The sequence below is a fragment of the Jeotgalibacillus sp. JSM ZJ347 genome (assembly GCF_044383825.1).
Lineage (GTDB): Bacteria > Bacillota > Bacilli > Bacillales > Jeotgalibacillaceae > Jeotgalibacillus.
The window spans coordinates 704,987-723,136 of sequence record NZ_JBISEN010000002.1 but is presented as its reverse complement, the minus strand read 5'-3'; the positions used below and the strand labels follow the sequence as shown (position 1 = coordinate 723,136).

The following is an 18,150-nucleotide window of genomic DNA, read 5'->3' as shown; positions in this document are numbered from 1 at the left end:
TTAGTTCTTTGGATTTATTTTACTTAATTTTGTTCGATCAGGTGGTTTTGTTCTGAATATTATATAATCTCTTGGTATGTCTTATGAAGTTAGTTTTAAAAGATTTGATTTAAGGGGTTTATCAATTGTTGAGATAAGTAGTGCGGTTACAACAGGGTTAAGTCCTGTTATGTTTCTCCTCTTTACGATTTCCACTATTAAATAAAAAACCACCTTCTCTAAGGAAGGCAGTTCGTTTGATTATTATGGCTTTGCCACTGGCAAAATTTCGATGTAGTCTGCTGATACATAAGCATACTTTTCTTCCCCACTGTGGTCAGCGAAGACTTTATGCCATGTGATTCCGTTCTCTGTCAATGTTTCTACAATTGTTACAGGATAGCCTTCTTCATAAACCTCATATATCGGTAAATTGCCGGTAGTTTGAGGTATTGATCTGAAGTTAAGTCCTTCTTCCGTAATATCACTTCCAGGAATGCTTTGTGTCATTCCAATGTTGTAACTTTTACTAATCAGGTCTTTGCCACCCATTTCCGTATCAATCGTATAGTAAAGCCCGCCGATTTTAGCGCCCCAGTTCTGGTCGGCTGCATATTTTACGTTAAAGCCTGTTGTTTTATTGCCGTAGACTGGGCCGAAAGCGTATGTTTCTTCAAATGGCTTAATGTAAATGTATTCTTCGAGCATGACCTGTACGTATTGTTTGATTGAAGTTTCAACATCAGGAAAACTGTCTGCACTTTCAAGAGAATTTCCATCAATTGCGTTCAAGCCAAAAAGGTTGTTCTTGGTCAACGCGATTGTTGATGTGCCCCGATTAGATTCAAGAATTGCGTGTGAGAGAATATATAAAGCATTAAATCCATACTCCGCTTCTACTTCTTTTAAAGTCTCCCCTATACCAGCAAGTTTAGAAGTTGGTCTTTCAGATACAATTTCTTCGTTAATATATGCATCAATTTCCTCTGCAGTATAAACCGTTTCTGATCGTGGTGAAATGTACGCAAAATAAGAATAAGACTGCCCTGCAAATTCACCATCTTCAGTTTCAAAATCATGGCCGTTCCACGAGTAGTACATTTGATCTTCTGACATAAAATCAGGTGCCGGCCCAATAATAGCTGGTTCACCGATTGACAAACCATCCACCGGATCCACCAGGTTTAAAAACAGATTTCCGTTTTCTACGCTGTAAAAGTTTTGACCTTTCTCCATACCTTTTGGATACAGGGTAACATTTTCAATATCCACATAGCCTGTTGTATCAGCTACCTGCACCTTTACACGGTCTCCGTTCGAATCAAGATATTTCATCTGATCGTTAAACAGATTAGAGACGTAAGTATAATTTGTTGCACCTGTTTCATTCTGATAAACGGTTGTCTGTCCGTCTACAGGCTCCGTTGCCACAACCATTCCGTCATTCATTTTCACAATTTCCCCACCAAACACAATCAGTTCATCTGCAGCAAGCGTCCCTTCTGCATCTTCAAATGTGTCATATTGTGTTGGGTCTAGAGAGATCTGTCCATCAACGATTGTTGCCTGCTGATAGATGTCGCCTGGCTGCTTCTCTAATTCAAGCATTCTCGAGATAAATGCAGCTGCATGCTGGCGTTGTGCGGTCATTGCAGGCTTAAATGTGTATTTGTCATAGCCTGAAATAATATCGTATTCAGTTGCGTGTGCAATGTCTCTCAGGACCGGGCTGAACTGGTCGTAGACATCTTTAAATGGGAGATCGACTCTGTAAGGCTCCGGATAGCCAAGGTAGTCCAGTGCATTTGAAATCATGGTGACTGTTTGTGCACGCGTGATTGGTTCGTTCTGTATAAATACGTTACCGTTGTAGCCGTTCACGATTCCGGCTTCATAGGCGCTGTTAATTTCTTCATATAATGCATCGTCTGCTTTTGTGATATCAGTAAAGTTACTGCTTTCTGCTGCCGGCAGCTCGAGCGCACGTGCCAGGAATGCGGCCATGTGACCACGAGTAACGTCATCGCCAGGATTTAAATTTCCTTCTTTATCGCCTGCAATAATGCCAAGTTCATTCAGCTTTTTCATATCTTCTAAAAGAGAGCTAGCTTCCGCATCCTGCACGCCATAGCTTAGTACTGCAGCAGATACGCCTAGTGTAACAAGTAGTTTTTTCATCTGTCTTTCCTCCTATTTTGATTTTGTAAAAAAAGAGAATGATGTAGGCATCATTCTCTTTTGGTGTGGCTTTTGGTAATTGTTTTGCTGCGCTTCGCTACACATGATTTCTTTAGAAAATCATAGTCTGCTTATGAAGTATTGAAACAAAATCAATTCGGAATGCCTGTAAGTGAACCTTTTCTAACATAAGCATGTTCATGTAGGTTAGTATCAGATAGAATCTGAGTCCAGACCGTACCGTCTGCAGCTGTGACTTCGCCAGTAATAATTACCGGATAAGTTCTTCCTGCTTTGTATTCATACGTGGTTAGTGGATCCGAATTATTTAGATCAGTTCTGGCAATGACTGATTGCCCGTTTGTCAGTGCGCGCGTATACTGATTCAGGTCCTTACGCCCAAGCGCTTTATCCATACGGTTCATGTGTCCGGCAATTTTAGAGCCCCAGTTTGGATCTGATGCGTAGCGGACGTTCATACCAATTGTTTTGTTACCTGATACGCCACCGTGAGCATATGCACCCCATGTCGGGATATAGTTTTTATTCATATACTGATCAAGGAATGCATCTACGCTTCTTTCAGGCTTTTCGTACATTTCACCCATTTCAGGTGAGCTGTCAAACACTTTAATTCCAAAAATATTATTCTTTGTTAATGCATTGTTACTCATGCCGTAGTCACTTTCATGTGTAGCGGCAGCCAGGATGAATAGTGCGTTCACACGCTTTTTCTGCTCCTGTTCTTTCAGATAAGTACCTAGATTCAGCAGCTTACTCTTCTTGGTCGCATCCTTGTATCTGCCATACGTTCCAGGTTTGCTGACAGCAAGTGATTCAAGTTCTGTCAGACGCGCTAAGATGTGCTGATCAAGTTCTTTTGCAGTGTAATTCGTTTTACTTCTTGCATTTAAAAACTGGAAGTAAGGGTAATGCGTGCCTTGCAGCTCACCGCGGGCATTTGTAAACTTCACACCGTCCCAGCTGAAATATTTCTCTCCTTCTTTCATAAATGAAGGAGCCGGTCCGATTGAGTAGACACCGTAATATCCGCTCAGGTGGTTCAGCGCATAATGTGTCATTTCGCCAGCTGCATTTCTCGTGTAATAATCACGGTCTTCTATCGTTGATAGTGGGAGCAGATCCACTTCACTCACACGAGCATAACCGATTGTTGAACCGATTTGCACTTTTGCAGCCGTTTCATTTGAGTCAAAGTAGCGCATCTCTCTGCCCTGCTGAACGTAAGTGACAAATTCTTTGAACTCATTATCTTTGTAGATCGTTGTTGTTCCGCTTGGATTTGGGTAGGTAACCGCAATTCCTGCGTTAATTTTAATGTTACGTCCATCTTTTAAAATTGCAGTGGCTTTCTGATCGTGGAATACAGAAAGTGCCTGTTCATACGTTTTATATTCGGTTGTACCGACTTGCATTTGACCATTTACAACTTTCCCAATGCGGAAGCCTGTAACGGGCTCCGGCTCTGGTTCAGGTTCCGGATCTACTTCCGGCGGATCTACCGGTTCTTCCGGCTCCGGATAAGCAGGCGGTGCGACTTCAGGTCCTGTCACGCCATCAGGTAAAATTCCTGCCACATACATCGTTCTGTAGATAAATGCCGCCGCTTCATCACGCAGTGCAGTTGCTTTCGGCTCGAAACGAAATGTACCGTCACTGTTAGGCTTACCGCTGATTACATTATAAAATGAAGCATATTTCACAGCTTTATAAGATACTGAACTCTTAAAATCTGCTTTATCGCTGAACTCTTTGTCATTCGGATATTCATCGAGTAACAGATAAGCCAGCGTGTTTTCAAGCGTTAAAGCAATCTGTTCACGTGTGATGTTATTATTCATGCCAAAATGTGTGCTTGAAAGTCCCGACATAATGCCTGCATTCGTCACTCTGCTGATGCCATCATATAACTTAGATGTTACAGGTACATCATTGAATGAGCTTTCTCCATCCGGCAGACCAAGTGCACGTGAGATAAAAGCAGCAAACTGACCCCGCGTGACTTCTTCTTTCGGTCTGTATTCACCTTCGCCGTAACCTGCCATAACTTCTGCTTCAACGATCGCTCTCAGTTCAGCTTCAAGCTTCAGTCCGGTAATATCATCGTCCGCTGAAGCAGTATTTGCCGGGATGGCAAAAAGTGTGACAGCAAGTAAAAACGCTAAAAAACCTGCAATTCTTTTATTCATTCAGACTTCCTCCTGTTTCAATTAATACACGTCAACGACTTCTGGCGGTGTAAGGTCCCCTTCTCCAGGCTTTTCTTCATCCATCGATTCAAGCGCATCAAGGAGACGCGAAATGAAAGCTGCTGCTTCATCACGGCGCGCATTGGCTGTCGGATCAAAACGGAATCCGTCCCCATCCGGCTTACCGCTGATGATGCCATATGCAGCACTCGTTTTTACTGCACGCAGTGAAACAGATGAGCGAAATGCTGATTCATCTGTAAATGCTGCGTCACTTTCAATAGAAGGAACATCAAGATATGTAAGCACACCCTGGATTGTCAAAGCGACCTGTTCCCTCGAGATCGGTTGGTTCATTCCGAAGTTTCCATTCGTCAATCCATCCATGATCCCTGCCTGTGTCACGCGGCTGATATCACCGTAAAGGTTGGCTGATGATGGTACATCCGGAAAAGAACTCCTTCCTTCAGGCAGAGCCAGCGCACGTGCGATAAACGCTGCGAACTGTCCACGTGTTACATTAGCAGTCGGCCGGAATGTGCCATCCGGATAACCCGAGATAACGCCTGCTTCAACCATTTTGGTCACTTCTTCTTTTAATCTTATATTTGAAATATCATCCATGGCTCTGACGTTCTGAGACTGAGAAAGGCTTACAGTTAATAAGACGACGACAACTGCAATACCGATCCACTTTTTAGCAAACTTCAAGTAAATTCCCTCCTGCTGTCAATTAAACTACCTTTCTATTTTAACAAGAAATGGTGCTTTTTTGCTGTTTAATTAAAAAGTTTTTAGAGAATTTACGAATATGATTAGAAAGTTACAGGTATGTGATTTTTAGAAATGCAGTTGGGTAACTGGGGTGTTATATGGAAAATGTATGGGATCTGTTCACTTATATTCGGGGGAGTAGGGTGTTTGTATGCGGTTGGTGGTGAATTGGGTGCGGTTCGCACCTATTAAATGCGCTAACGTAAAACACCCATTGTCTACTCCATAAAAAAAGCCCGGACGGTCATCACGTCCGGGCGAAAAAAATTTTTATTTTGCTTCAAGTGCTGAATATACTGCTGCAGAGAAGTCTGCACGTGTTGCTGCATCTTTTCCTCTGAAAGTAGATGTTTGAAACACTGTAGTTTTGTCTATCATATAAATAGACTGGATTGGTTTGTATACTGCACTGCTTGGGCTCACGTCTGTGTAACCTGATGCAGTAGAAACAACACCTTCAAGAGCGCTTAGTGCAAATGCACGATCAAGGATGATTGCCATCTGTTCACGTGTGATGTTGCCATAAGGTCCGAATGAACCGTTTGTATATCCTGTGATAATGCCGGCTTCCTGCATAGCAGCGATGTCTTTTTGGAACGCATTATTCGCGCCAACGTCAGGGAAGACGTTCAGGTTAGACGGTGATTTCTTAAGAATACGGTTTACAATTGCTGCAGCCTGACCGCGTGTGATTGTGCCGTCCGGTCTGAATTCAGCTGAGTTATATCCTGCAATGACACCCTGGTCATTCAGCGTTTCGATCGCTGTTTTGGCAGGATGATTTTTGATATCCTGAAACTCGTCATATACAACCTGCTGAGGTGCTGATTTGATTACACGCTTTGCACCGTAATATTTAGGTCCCCAGTAAGGATTGCTTAATGATGTGATTTTAACGCCTGCATTTTCAGCGTTGATGAAGCTGTTGTTACCTACATAAATTCCAACATGTGAAATGCCACGCTTGTATGTATTTGCAAAGAATACAAGATCTCCCGGCTGAAGGTCACTTTTTGCTACTGAAGTTCCTGTGTTCCACTGGCTTCCAGTGTCGCGAGGAATGTTAACGCCGTTTTGTTTAAAAACATACTGTGTATATCCTGAACAGTCAAAACCTGATGGCGTTGTTCCGCCAAATACATATGGCGTTCCTTGAAACTTCTTTGCAAATGATACAATGTCTGATCCCGTGGCGGCGCTTGCGCTTTGATTAGATAACAATGGAGTTATTGAAAGCATCAAGACTAGAGCGATGACAACTTTAGCGATTTTTCTCATTAACTTCTTCCACCTCATAAGCTAGTATTTTCGTCTTCTGAATCTCTAATATGAATTCTATCAGATTGATCAAAGTAATATAGTTACGTTTACGTTACAATTAAATTACTAGCGTTTAAGATTTAAAAAAGCTGTTTCTCCCTAACTGAGAGAAACAGCTTTTAGTCTTTTTATACCTCTTAATCCTTGAATTGATCGCTTTCAGCGCGTGCCAGAAAGACTGAAAATGCTGAACGGGAAATGTAATCATACGGTTTATAAGTCGTGTTTGTTACACCTCTTGTAATATTATGATGATATAGTGCTGCCACTTCATAGTGTCCTGTTACATTGTCTGTTACATCCTGGAATGGGAACTGGTTTTCAGGCTCTGTACCAAGGCTGTAAGCATTTGCAATCAGAATCGCCATTTCGGCTCTTGTAACGTATTGGTCAGGTCTGAATGTACCGTCCGGGAAACCTGCGAGTAGCCCATTTTCATAAGCGGACTGTACATATCCGGAGGCGAAATGCTGGTAGCCAAGGTCTGTGAAGCGTGTTGAACGTTTTTCCCCGTTCAGCCCGATTGCACGGCCAAGCAGCGCTACCGCTTCTCCCCTTTTAATATTTGTATAGGGACGAATCGTCTGGTCTGTATAACCAGAAATGATACTTCTGTTATAAAGGTAGGTCATGTGTGGTGCAAACCACTGTGATACTGACAAATCCTTAAAATATGGTGTGGTCAGCAGAACTGAAAAAGTTTTTGACTTTACCGTTCCGTCTTCAAGTGTCCAGTCTATTTTGTAATCATATGTTCCTTTTGGTACATAGTCTTCAAATTTTTCAATTGGTTCACCATTATATATTTCGTTTCCATTACGGATTACTTTAACGTTTGTCATCTTTTCAAAAAATGTAGCATCAAAAGTGACAACGCCATTTCCTGAAGAATGGAATACATATTCAGGTTTCTGAACCGGATTCTCACTGTAAACAGCAAGCCCGTTACCGTAAAGATTGTCTCTTCCGCCAACCCCCAGATCCTTTGTTGAGTTGTTCAGGATGTTTCTCAGCTGAAGGTGGCTGGCTTCCGGGAAGCGTTCTTTATACATGGCAAGGAGTCCCGTTACATAAGGTGCTGCCATTGATGTTCCGGTTTCCTCATGGTATAAGCCTTCATGCTCTGGAACGGTACTGTAAATTTTATTTCCCTGAGCAACGACTTCCACTTCAGGTCCTGTTGAAGACATTGGAATTCTTTTCAGCGAAGCATCAACAGCTCCGACTGCAATAACCGTTTCATAACGTGCAGGAAACTGAACGCTTGAGGCTGTCCCTTGTGCCAAAGCAGTTGTGGCACTCCCGGTATTCCCTGCCGCTCCAACAATCAGGATCCCCTGGTTATAGGCTTCATTCAAAATAGACGCAAGTGCGATGTCATCACTTGAGTTTGTGATACTCAGATTAATGATATCCATTTCATTTTTAATGGCCCAGTCAATTCCGTTAATGATACTGGATGTTCTGCCGCCGCCGCTGAAATTCAGCGCTTTAATTGCATAGATTTCAGCATCCGGCGCCACTCCTACAGAGCCGATCCCATTATCCTGGGCACCGATAATACCCGCTACGTGTGTGCCGTGGTAGTTATCATCATTATATGGCACGTTAATCGGACAGTCTGAAAAAAGTGTACACACACCACCAGCGATATTCAGATCCGGATGGTCGTGATCAATTCCTGTATCAATAATACCGATTTTTACCCCTTTACCTGAGTAGGCCGATCTGACTTCAGGTGTCAGCTGCATGCTTTCAAAAGCAGGCGGGGTTATCTGGGAACTCACATTGTATATGTGCTCCTTTTGAATAACCGATACTTCTTTTTGCTGACGGAGAATGGAGATCTGCTCAGCATCCACTTTAACCAGATATCCGTTGATCTTCTCAAATGTATCAAGAATCTCTGCATCTCTTAAAATCTCTTCGTGCTGCGCGCCTTCTTCAAGCATCACTATATAAGTGCCCGCTTCAGCTGCATCCGCAGAATAAGCTGTAAAAACGAATACCGTTGTAAATATCAATGTTGCAAAAATCTTTTTCATTCTGCTCCCCCTTTACAAATTAAAAAGCTGCCCATTAGAAAGAACTAATGGACAGCTTCACTCAATTCCTGTATTGGAATGTGTGATTGCAAATAATCATCCGCTATAACGATTAATGAAGACGCGGTGAAGGAGAAGCATTCACTTTAGAATAATAGCTGGCAACATTTTTTCCTTCATAATGGGTGTAATAGTCTAAAATACCAAGATAGACTGCCTTTGCCGCTTCTTTTCTCCAGAAAGATGATGCAAGCTTTGGACGGTCCTGCCATGCATCAAGGAAACCAAGCTCGACAAGAACCGCAGTCATATTGTTTTCACGAAGCACATGGAAGTTACCATGCTTCACGCCTCTGTCATTCAGCCCCCATGAAGTTAGCAGACGCTTCTGAATATAGGTTGCCAGTGCTTTACTGGATTGTGTATTCTGATTTGCCGCCGCGTAATAGAACGTTTCAGTTCCGTTAGCAAGATTGTTATACGCATTTGCATGCATACTGATAAACAGGTCTGCATCATGACGCTTGGCAAATGAAACGCGTTCATGCAATTCAGGGTAAACGTCTGTTTCACGTGTCATCTGAATATTGATCGGCGTTCCTTCAAGATACTCTTTCAAGTAAAGAGAAGTTTCAAGATTGATTACTTTTTCAACTAATCCATCTTTAACTGCACCTGTATCAGTTCCGCCGTGACCAGGATCGATGACAATTGTCTGTGACTTCAGTGTACCATCATCCGGCAGGCTTGGTCTGTTCAAATATGCTTCATGAACAAATCCGGTATTTTCTCCATGCTTTACATATACCCAACTTCCAATACTATAAGCCCCTTTTACCTTTGTTCCGTTATGTAATTTATACTGTGAAGCAAATTTAACGGATGGACCGATGCGGAAGTTTAAATCATTTGTATTAACAGTCATTTCTTCTGAAAAATTAGCTGAACTTGTCGTTCTGAATTCAGCGTTGATTGCACGTGCCAGAAATACAGAGAAATCTGCGCGGATAATCGTCTTATCCATCCCGAATGTGCCATCTTCCATTCCCTGTGAAATACCAAGGCTAATCAGATTGCTTGAAGCCTGGGAAGAAGTCTTTGCTCCATAACCGAACGCACGGTTCATCAGCACAGCCATTTCTCCACGGCTTACAGAACGGTTTGGCTGGAAAGAACCATCCGGATAACCATTGATAATACCAAGACGGGACATCTGGTTAATGTAACCTGAAGCTGAATTCCCGGAACCGACGTCTGTAAAGTTTGTAGACGCCTTTTCACCATTTAATTCAAGAGAACGTCCGATGAACATTGCAGCCTGAGCACGTGTTACCTGTGCAGACGGTGCAAAATGAGTACTGCTGAACCCATGGACAATACCGCCTTCATTTAAAAACGCAATTTCCTTTGCTGCACGGTGCTGATCTCCAATGTCTCTGAAGTTAGTAGCAGCGCCAGTAGGATTAACCATGACGATGAATAAAACCAATGATGCGATGAGTGTCGTTAGTAAGCGATAATTCACTAATCCTTCCCCTTCCGAGTTAATCTACTTGACATTTTTAAAATATGTCTTTAATACTCACTAAACTCTATTTTAATGATTTTGTTGAAATTAGCAATGTTTTCGTAAAAATTGGCTTATGATTGTTATAAACGTTGTCATATTAGGATTTTCGCATTGTTTCAGACCCTATTATCCTTTTATCATATGTTAAAATAAATTTAAGTAAATGTTTAAAACGTTGATATATGGGTATTTAAGCTGTTTAAATAATTTTTATTACATTTTCATTACAATTTTTAGAAAAAAGATAAGCTATGAGAGGAAAGGTGATTTTTTTGAATGTCGGCTCGATTATTAAGTACTACCGAACTAAAAAAGGCTTAACCCAAACCGAACTGGCTGAAGGCATCTGCTCTACTTCTCATTTAAGTAAAATAGAGACTAATATGTATTCTGCTAATGAGGAGACTGTTGGACTTCTGCTGGCAAAGTTAGGATTACAGCTTGAAGATATTACGGGGGATTTACGGGAAGTTAAAGAAACACTCGAAGCTTTTATGCATGCGATTTGTATGCATGACCGGGAGTCAATCGAACTATTAAATTCTGAACTTACAAAAAAAGAAGACTACATACTAACTAGCGAATACGTTAATTTGTATCACCTTTATAAACTAAGATATCAGTTATTTCAATGGGATATTGAGGGGGCAGAGGAATCCTTAAAATTAATTCAAAAAATAAAAAATACTTTTGATCCTATTGAAAAAAACATTTTTTTATTTTTCAAAGGGTTCTATCTTTCCATGCATGAAAAATATGAAGAGGGACTGGAAACCATTCACGAATTTCTAAACAATCCTCTCCCGATTGGCGGCATGTGGGTTGGTGAAGCATGCTATATTTTATCTCACCATTACATTTCCCTTAACAACAATGAGGCTGCTTTAACCTTCAGTAAAAAAGCATACGATGTCTACTTAGCAGAATCAAATTTCACACGCCAAGTTCACTCTCAAATGATTCTTGGCATCAGTTATATGAGATTAAGCCTTTATAACGAAGCACTAACCGTCTATAAATCCCTTTTAAGGAATACAAGAATGTTTTTTAAAGACTCACTTTATCCTGGTGTTTTAATCAATTATGCAAGATGCCTGTATTTAACAAAAGAGTACAAAAAAGCTGAGAAAGCTGCAAAAGAAGCGATTGAACTTTCAGAGCTCTTTTCTTATTCATACGGTACTTCTTTACTAATATGGCTTGAGTCAAAAGTAAAACTTAATGATATTGACAAAAAATGGCACTCAAATATGAGGCTGCTTAAAGAGACGGACACAATAATTGGAAATAAATACTTTTATCACCATTCAAATTTTCTTGAAAAGTATGAATTTTCCCAATACGAAGGAATTAAGTATGCGGTAAAATATTTATATCCACATCTACTTAAATTACAAAGTTATAGCGATGCACTTGAAGTTCTCGAGATGATCATTGACTATTACGAGTCTAAGGGCGATGCGGAGAAGGTTAACTATTATTATAGTCAATGGAGAAAATTGATTACAAGGGAGAGAAGATGATATGAGTAAATTCAAAAAAATTTCTGCTACACTTCTTATTGCAATATCACTAACAGTTACATTTGGTAGTGTTCATCTAGAATCTAAAACAGAAAAGGTAAATTTATCCTCTAATAGTAATGCATTTAGCCCGAATGTTGATAGAGTTATACTGCCACCACCCGCCTGACATTTTTTTCTATCAGTATTTTCCCAATAGACGTTTAGCAAAATTTATACTACAATAAGAATATGAAATGACCCAGCAATACCCTCTCATTGGCCGTCCGATTAATCGGACGGCACTTTTTTGTTTATTTTTTATAAGAGGGACCTCCTTTGATAAAGAAACAACTTTTTCAAAAAAATATCCGACTGATTTTGACAACAATTTTAGTTTTTTCCCAACTTTAAAACCCTCTTATCCGAATTGATAAGAGGGTTTTATGGTACGCTTTTGATTCGGGCTATCATTACTGAGCCGCCTCCTCTGTTTTCAGCTGATTGGTAAGCTGCATAAACAGGTCACGGTCTCCTTCCAGCAGCGCTTTATCAATAAGACGGTAAAGGTTCTGCATTTCGAGGTTGCCAATTTCTTCATTCATCGCTTCTTCCTCCTTGTCTGATTGAATCTGCTCAATGTAAAATTGTGAAACTGATTTCAAGTGATCAATCAGGTCTGATACCTGAAGCAGCTGAAATAATGGGATTCTGAAAATTCGCGTGCCTCTCTGAAAGACAAATATATCTGTCAGGTTTTCAATTTGTCTGGTCTTCAGGTTAATTCTAATCTCATTGGATTCTACAGGGATAAACTGATACACTTCATTGTCTTTCATGACTGAAAAATATTGATAGGCAAATACGAGCTTCAGTTCATGTCCTTCCTGGAGTGTATAGAACGGCTTCATCATTTTGACGGTCAGCAACATTGTTCTCCCTCCTATTCTATTTCTCACCCCTTCATGCTTTATAGATGAGTGATTAATCCAGTGACGGCAGTTTCATTTCGAAGTCATGCTGGTTAAGTCAGATTAAGCTGAATATTTTTTAAATATTCAGTACTTTAACATTATTATCGTATATTTTATGTGAAATGAAAAGGATAAATGTTTGAATTCTGTTTGGTGAGGCACATTTGACATGGGATGTTCACATTTGGGGACGGAGTTGGCACTACGAAATTCGGGGACGGAGTTAGTACTACAAATGGAGTGTTAACTCCGTCCCTGCACTAAGAAATGGAGTGCCAACTCCGTCCCCAAATAAAAAAACTCCCCCCGGTTCTGGAGGAAGTCTTAGTTTTAGTGCCAGCCGTTCGCAATGTGTCTTGCACGGATGACGCCTTCTATTTTCTGGAGTCTGTTCATGATATCTTCTGCTTCTGCATCATTGAGTTTATTGTCAATATCAATTAGCGTGTAAGCAAATTCTCCCCGGCTGCGGTTGAGCATGTCTGCAATGTTGAAGTTGCGTTCTGCGAGCAGCTGTGAGAATTGACCGAGCATGTTCGGAATGTTGCGGTGCATAATGGTCAGACGGCCGGGTGATGTTAGTGGCAGGCTGACGTTTGGCAGGTTGACTGCATTTTTGATGTTCCCAGTCTCCAGGTAGTTCTTCAGCTGTCTTGCAGCCATAATTGCACAATTTTCTTCAGATTCTGTCGTGGATGCACCGAGGTGCGGTGTTGCAACGACGTTATCCATACCGAAAATATCATCACTCGGGAAGTCAGTGATGTATTTTCCGACCGTTCCGTCCTGAAGTGCTGTTTTCAGCGCGGCGTGATCAACGAGCTCCCCACGGGCAAAGTTGATAAAATGAATGCCTTTTTTCATCGCTTTAAATGCCTTTTGGTCAATGATACCGGTTGTTTTCGGACTTAGCGGCACGTGAATTGTAATGAAGTCACACTGCGACAGGAGCTCTTCCAGCTGGTGAACGCGCTTTACACTGCGTGAAATTGTCCATGCGACGTCTACTGATACAAATGGATCGTATGCCATGACATCCATATCGAGTGCGAGTGCATCGTTTGCGACGACTGATCCAATATTTCCAAGTCCGATAACACCAAGCTTTTTACCGGCTACTTCATGCCCGATAAACGCCTTTTTATTTGCTTCCACTTTTTCAGGGATTTCCGTTTCTCCTTTTAAAGAATGGGTCCATTGAACAGCGCGGAACAGGTTACGTGAACTTGCGATCAGACATGAGATGACGAGTTCTTTTACCGCATTGGCGTTAGCCCCTGGCGTGTTGAAAACGACGACACCCTGCTCAGAGCATTGGTCAATCGGGATATTATTGGTACCTGCACCTGCTCTGGCGATTGCCTGAACTGACTGGGGGATCGGCTGGTTATGAAGCTTGTGGCTTCTGAGTAAAATTGCATCCGGCTCATTGCTTGCGTTGATTTGATACTGTTCGTCTAACAATTGTAGTCCTGCATCGGCAATTTTGTTGTAGGTCTGAATCTGGTATGTCAACGTAGAGAACCTCCTGGGAAAATAAAAGATTGTGATTGTAGGCTGACGAGCTGCGTTCCAGGCGGATGCTTTCCGCGGCCGGGCGGTGAGCCAGCAGGCTGCGCCATGCTTTGTCTCACCTGTCCCTTCCTGCCGCAGGAGTCACCGCCTTCCACGCAGCTCGTCAGCAGATGAGATGGACTTCAATATATTATTTATTCTTTAGTATTTATATAGAAGAAAGATGAATTCAAATACTATAAAACTTCTATTATATATAGTTATTTCGAGAACTTTCGATACAAAGTATAGTATATAAAATCGTAAAAGAGCAGTTACAATTTGTCTTTTATCTTTTTTCTTTTAAACAAAAAAGACAGTGAATGATGAGATTTCCACACTTAGTTGAACGTAGTGGAAGGCGGCGACTCCGGGACTATTAGAGGGAAGCTGAGACCCCGCAAGGCGAAGCCTGAGGAGGCTCAGCAACCTCCGTCCGGAAAGCGTCCGCCTGGAACGAAGTTCAACGGTTCCGATCGATCTCCCCTACTTCATCGTCTCCTCAAACTCCCGGATCGCGTCGCACAGCCGCTCCACGTGTTCAATCGGCATCGCGTTATATAGACTCGCGCGCATGCCTCCAACTGAGCGGTGACCTTTCAGTTCCACGAGCTGCTTTGACGCAGCGAAATGCAGGAACGCACGATCTATTTCTTCGCTATCCGTTTTAAAAGGCACATTCATCAGTGAACGGTCTTCTTTTTTAACCGGCGAGTAGAACAGGTTTGATTGATCAATTGTTCCATATAATAGAGATGCTTTTTCGCGGTTGCGCTTTTCGATCTCTTTTACACCGCCGAGTGAGTCGATCCATTCGAGCATGAGACCGATCATGTAGATACCGAATGTTGGCGGCGTGTTGTAAAGCGAGTCTGCTTTGTCATGCGTTTTGTAGTCAAGCATCGTTGGCAGGCTGTCGGGTGCCTGCCCGATCAGGTCGTCACGGATGATTACGACGGTGACGCCGGATGGTCCGAGGTTTTTCTGAGCACCTGCATAAATGATGCCGTAGTCGCTGACGTTGATTTCTTCTGACAGGATGCCTGATGACCAGTCGTTGATAATCGGTGCATCTGTTTTTGGCAGCTTGGTAAACCGTGTTCCTTCTATTGTATTGTTACCTGTGATGTGGACGTAGGATAAGTTTTCTTTTTGTGTAATCTGAGAGAAATCAGGAATATGTCTGAACTGATCCTCTTCGGATGTTGCGATGACGGTGGTTTGTCCGACCTTTTTAGCCTCTTTTAGTGCTTTTTGGGACCAAGATCCTGTAACAATGTAGGCCGCTTCGTGATCTTTTTGTAACAAATTTAACGGGATCATGCTGAATTGTAACGAAGCACCCCCCTGTAAAAATAAAATTTTGTAGTTTTCAGGGATATTCATCACCTTTTTTAACAGGTGTTTTGTGTTGGCTAAAATGTCTTCGAAGGCTTTTGATCGGTGGCTCATCTCCATCACCGACATGCCAGCGTGATTTGTGTCGACGAGTTCAGATTGCGCTCTCTTCAGTACTTCGAGCGGCATTGCTGAGGGTCCCGCCGAAAAGTTAACGACTCGTTCCATCAATATTCTACTCCTCTCTTACACTTTAAATCATTAAACTATCCTTTCCAATAATGTAGTATAGTATAGTCCTCAGACGTACACATGTCAACGCTGTATAGACAAATTAGCACGTAATGTAATTGTTATCTCTCTCTAACTGTTTTGTTATTGTGGTGAAATGTATGCGTGTTATGCTAGGTCCTGTTAGTGAAAAGGAGGTAATTCAATTTATGAAAAAACAAATCGTTGCACTAACTGCAATCGCAGCATTATCAACAGGCGCAGCAGCGTCAGCATCAGCAGCAGATTATTCAGTCAAAAAAGGTGACACTCTTTGGAGCATCTCTCAAAATAATAATGTAACAGTAGAACAAATTCAGAAGTGGAACAATCTATCTTCTGATTTAATTTTCCCGGCACAGACGCTTAAAGTATCTGGTGATGCAGAAGCAGCATCAGTTTCAAATGACACTTATACAGTAGTGAAAGGCGACACACTTTATAAGATCGCAACTGAACACGGTATTACTGTAGGTGAACTTATGAGCTGGAATGGCCTTTCAAGTGACCTGATCTTCCCTGGACAGGAATTCTCAGTAAATGGACAGGCAGCAGCAGCGCCAGCACAAGCTTCAGCTGCTACTGAACAGACAACATCTGTACAGGACTCTGGTCAAACTCAGTCAACTGAAGGTGTACAGGGAACTGGTGGAGAAGCACCATCATCTGAAGCAGCTCAAGAAATGACAGTTACAGCTACAGCATACACTGCATACTGTGCAGGCTGCTCTGGTGTAACAGCAACAGGAATTGACCTTCGTGCAAATCCTAACCAGAAAGTCATCGCAGTAGACCCTAACGTTATCCCACTTGGTTCACGTGTATGGGTTGAAGGTTACGGTGAAGCAATCGCTGGAGATACTGGCGGCGCAATCAAAGGGAATAAAATCGACCTATTTATCCCTTCTCAACAAGATGCGCTTAACTATGGCGTTCAAACAGTAGATGTTAAAATCCTAGACTAATATAGGTTAATCATATAGAGAAAACCCTGAGATAATTTGTCTCAGGGTTTTTTATACCTTCATTTTTTTGAGATTGAGTGTTTGGTAGGTAGCGCTTTATTTCCAATATATTCATAATTTTGGAGTGTTAACTCCGTCCCCAAAAATCAATAATCTCCAATAGTAAGACCTGTCACTTTATCAATTCTAATCTCACCGGAGTATCTTTCTGCATGTCTGTAATAAATGTAGCTGCCATCTTCTTCTCCCAGGTATTCGTATCTGTAAACCTGTACGCCCCATCCTGTTGAACGGTCTATACTTTCAAGATAGTTGGCAGCTTCTTCGATTGTCAGATTTTGTACTGGCAGTTCATCGCTGTTCAGGTATTCTATCTTATAATCATTGACTTTCCATTTGCCGTCTACTTTTTTGATTTCTACGTATGTCTGTTGTGAAGGAACAAGACCAACCTGTGTGTATAGATCTCTTACCTGAATTGTGTCTTCAGTATTTTGGATCACATCAAGATCTACATTACTTAAAAATGAGCCAGTGTAGATCAGCCCGTCGCACGCACGACATTGCTGTTTATAGTTTTCTATGACGGTTGGTTCGTAAGCTGTTGTAATGGATTCAAGCATTTCATCACGGAAGTTTTCATAAGGGTAAACCGGCTGGCGTGGCTCAGATTTTGCCACGTTATCATAATACGTATCTTTCATTTTGTTAAATGTCCCTCTGACCTGAACCACCGCCATATCATCTGTCAGCTCCTGTGACTCATATACGCGGTCAATAAATGCTGCCAGCTGATATCTTGATACTTCCTGATCCGGCGAGAATGTTGTTGAAGAAGTACCGACTGTTATGCCTGCGTCAACAAGTGATTTTACATATGGCGCTGACCAGTCATCTTCCGGTACATCTGTAAATCCTGTATCATCTTCATTTTTATTAAACGGAAGATCAAATGCATCGACTATCATTTTTGCTGCCTGTGCACGGTTTAGTACCTGACCCGGAATGAACTTTCCATTTGAATATCCGTTTACAATGCCAAGTGCTGCTGCTTCTGTTATGTAATCATGTCCCCAATAATACTCCGTGACATCCGGGAAAGGACTGAGCTCCTGCGTTGCATTCTTGAAACCGAGCGAAACTGTCAGCATTTTCGCTGCCTGCGCTCTAGTCACTTTTGCATATGGTCTAACCTCAACTTTACCAGTTAAGTCATCTCTTGAATAACCTGAGAGAATTGTTTTGAAATATGAACGTTCAAGAACATCGTACTGATCGTTACTTTCACTTACATCTGTAAATACACTCTCTGCATCTGCTGAAAAAGCAACTCCTGTAGACAATACTCCTGCTCCAATAACACCAATTAAACTTTTCTTAAGTAAATTCATGTTGGGCCTCCTAAATGTGATCCGGTTATCACCGGAGTTTTAAGTAATAAAAATGTAACATTAATGTCATAATAAAGAAA

Annotated in this window: 13 protein-coding genes; 3 read left to right on the top strand and 10 right to left on the bottom strand. The window is 41.7% G+C overall.

Going from position 1 to position 18,150, the window contains the following annotated elements:
* Positions 1–243: 243 nt before the first annotated feature.
* The 6 genes from ACH6CZ_RS09285 to ACH6CZ_RS09260 all read right to left on the bottom strand — a co-directional run bounded on the left by ACH6CZ_RS09285 (position 244) and on the right by ACH6CZ_RS09260 (position 10,031).
* Positions 244–2,157 carry an S-layer homology domain-containing protein gene (locus tag ACH6CZ_RS09285; protein ID WP_374097149.1) on the bottom strand — a complete coding sequence of 638 codons (1,914 nt, stop codon included), beginning with the start codon at positions 2,155–2,157 and terminating at the stop codon, positions 244–246.
* A gap of 152 nt (positions 2,158–2,309) precedes the next feature.
* Entirely contained in the window at positions 2,310–4,367 is a 2,058-nt protein-coding gene (locus ACH6CZ_RS09280) for an S-layer homology domain-containing protein (protein ID WP_374097148.1), read from the bottom strand.
* 21 nt (positions 4,368–4,388) lie between these two features.
* A complete protein-coding gene (locus ACH6CZ_RS09275) occupies positions 4,389–5,078 on the bottom strand; it encodes an S-layer homology domain-containing protein (protein WP_374097147.1) in 690 nt (229 codons plus the stop codon).
* Positions 5,079–5,411: 333 nt separating this feature from the next.
* Positions 5,412–6,419 (bottom strand): C40 family peptidase, encoded by a 1,008-nt coding sequence (locus ACH6CZ_RS09270; RefSeq protein WP_374097146.1) that lies wholly within the window; start codon positions 6,417–6,419, stop codon positions 5,412–5,414.
* A gap of 179 nt (positions 6,420–6,598) precedes the next feature.
* Positions 6,599–8,506: a S8 family peptidase gene (locus ACH6CZ_RS09265; RefSeq protein WP_374097145.1), complete on the bottom strand. Its 1,908-nt coding sequence runs from the start codon at positions 8,504–8,506 to the stop codon at positions 6,599–6,601.
* 112 nt (positions 8,507–8,618) lie between these two features.
* Entirely contained in the window at positions 8,619–10,031 is a 1,413-nt protein-coding gene (locus tag ACH6CZ_RS09260; RefSeq protein ID WP_374097144.1) for an N-acetylmuramoyl-L-alanine amidase, read from the bottom strand.
* Between the two features lie 317 nt (positions 10,032–10,348).
* On the opposite strand from ACH6CZ_RS09260, the gene ACH6CZ_RS09255 reads away from it, so the two are divergent.
* Entirely contained in the window at positions 10,349–11,599 is a 1,251-nt protein-coding gene (locus ACH6CZ_RS09255) for a helix-turn-helix domain-containing protein (protein WP_374097143.1), read from the top strand.
* 1 nt (position 11,600) lies between these two features.
* The gene (locus ACH6CZ_RS09250; RefSeq protein ID WP_374097142.1) at positions 11,601–11,768 is read left to right on the top strand and encodes a hypothetical protein; all 168 of its coding nucleotides are present in this window, start codon (positions 11,601–11,603) and stop codon (positions 11,766–11,768) included.
* A gap of 283 nt (positions 11,769–12,051) precedes the next feature.
* Here ACH6CZ_RS09250 and ACH6CZ_RS09245 read toward each other — a convergent pair whose 3' ends face one another.
* The 3 genes from ACH6CZ_RS09245 to serC all read right to left on the bottom strand — a co-directional run bounded on the left by ACH6CZ_RS09245 (position 12,052) and on the right by serC (position 15,672).
* Positions 12,052–12,510: an IDEAL domain-containing protein gene (locus ACH6CZ_RS09245; protein ID WP_374097141.1), complete on the bottom strand. Its 459-nt coding sequence runs from the start codon at positions 12,508–12,510 to the stop codon at positions 12,052–12,054.
* A 372-nt stretch (positions 12,511–12,882) separates the two neighbouring features.
* Positions 12,883–14,067: a phosphoglycerate dehydrogenase gene (locus ACH6CZ_RS09240; protein WP_374097140.1), complete on the bottom strand. Its 1,185-nt coding sequence runs from the start codon at positions 14,065–14,067 to the stop codon at positions 12,883–12,885.
* A gap of 525 nt (positions 14,068–14,592) precedes the next feature.
* Entirely contained in the window at positions 14,593–15,672 is a 1,080-nt protein-coding gene (gene serC, locus ACH6CZ_RS09235; RefSeq protein ID WP_374097139.1) for a 3-phosphoserine/phosphohydroxythreonine transaminase, read from the bottom strand.
* 212 nt (positions 15,673–15,884) lie between these two features.
* On the opposite strand from serC, the gene ACH6CZ_RS09230 reads away from it, so the two are divergent.
* Positions 15,885–16,679: a 3D domain-containing protein gene (locus tag ACH6CZ_RS09230; protein WP_374097138.1), complete on the top strand. Its 795-nt coding sequence runs from the start codon at positions 15,885–15,887 to the stop codon at positions 16,677–16,679.
* Between the two features lie 146 nt (positions 16,680–16,825).
* On the opposite strand, the gene ACH6CZ_RS09225 is transcribed toward ACH6CZ_RS09230, so the two are convergent.
* A complete protein-coding gene (locus tag ACH6CZ_RS09225; protein WP_374097137.1) occupies positions 16,826–18,070 on the bottom strand; it encodes an S-layer homology domain-containing protein in 1,245 nt (414 codons plus the stop codon).
* Between the last annotated feature and the right edge of the window lie 80 nt (positions 18,071–18,150).

What these genes read in the sequence shown, in the direction of transcription:
- ACH6CZ_RS09230 (WP_374097138.1), top strand. Translation starts at nt 15,885, where the DNA reads ATGAAAAAACAAATCGTTGCACTAACTGCAATCGCAGCATTATCAACA.
- ACH6CZ_RS09270 (WP_374097146.1), bottom strand. Translation starts at nt 6,419, where the DNA reads ATGAGAAAAATCGCTAAAGTTGTCATCGCTCTAGTCTTGATGCTTTCA.
- serC (WP_374097139.1), bottom strand. Translation starts at nt 15,672, where the DNA reads ATGGAACGAGTCGTTAACTTTTCGGCGGGACCCTCAGCAATGCCGCTC.
- ACH6CZ_RS09265 (WP_374097145.1), bottom strand. Translation starts at nt 8,506, where the DNA reads ATGAAAAAGATTTTTGCAACATTGATATTTACAACGGTATTCGTTTTT.
- ACH6CZ_RS09250 (WP_374097142.1), top strand. Translation starts at nt 11,601, where the DNA reads ATGAGTAAATTCAAAAAAATTTCTGCTACACTTCTTATTGCAATATCA.
- ACH6CZ_RS09280 (WP_374097148.1), bottom strand. Translation starts at nt 4,367, where the DNA reads ATGAATAAAAGAATTGCAGGTTTTTTAGCGTTTTTACTTGCTGTCACA.
- ACH6CZ_RS09285 (WP_374097149.1), bottom strand. Translation starts at nt 2,157, where the DNA reads ATGAAAAAACTACTTGTTACACTAGGCGTATCTGCTGCAGTACTAAGC.
- ACH6CZ_RS09225 (WP_374097137.1), bottom strand. Translation starts at nt 18,070, where the DNA reads ATGAATTTACTTAAGAAAAGTTTAATTGGTGTTATTGGAGCAGGAGTA.
- ACH6CZ_RS09245 (WP_374097141.1), bottom strand. Translation starts at nt 12,510, where the DNA reads ATGTTGCTGACCGTCAAAATGATGAAGCCGTTCTATACACTCCAGGAA.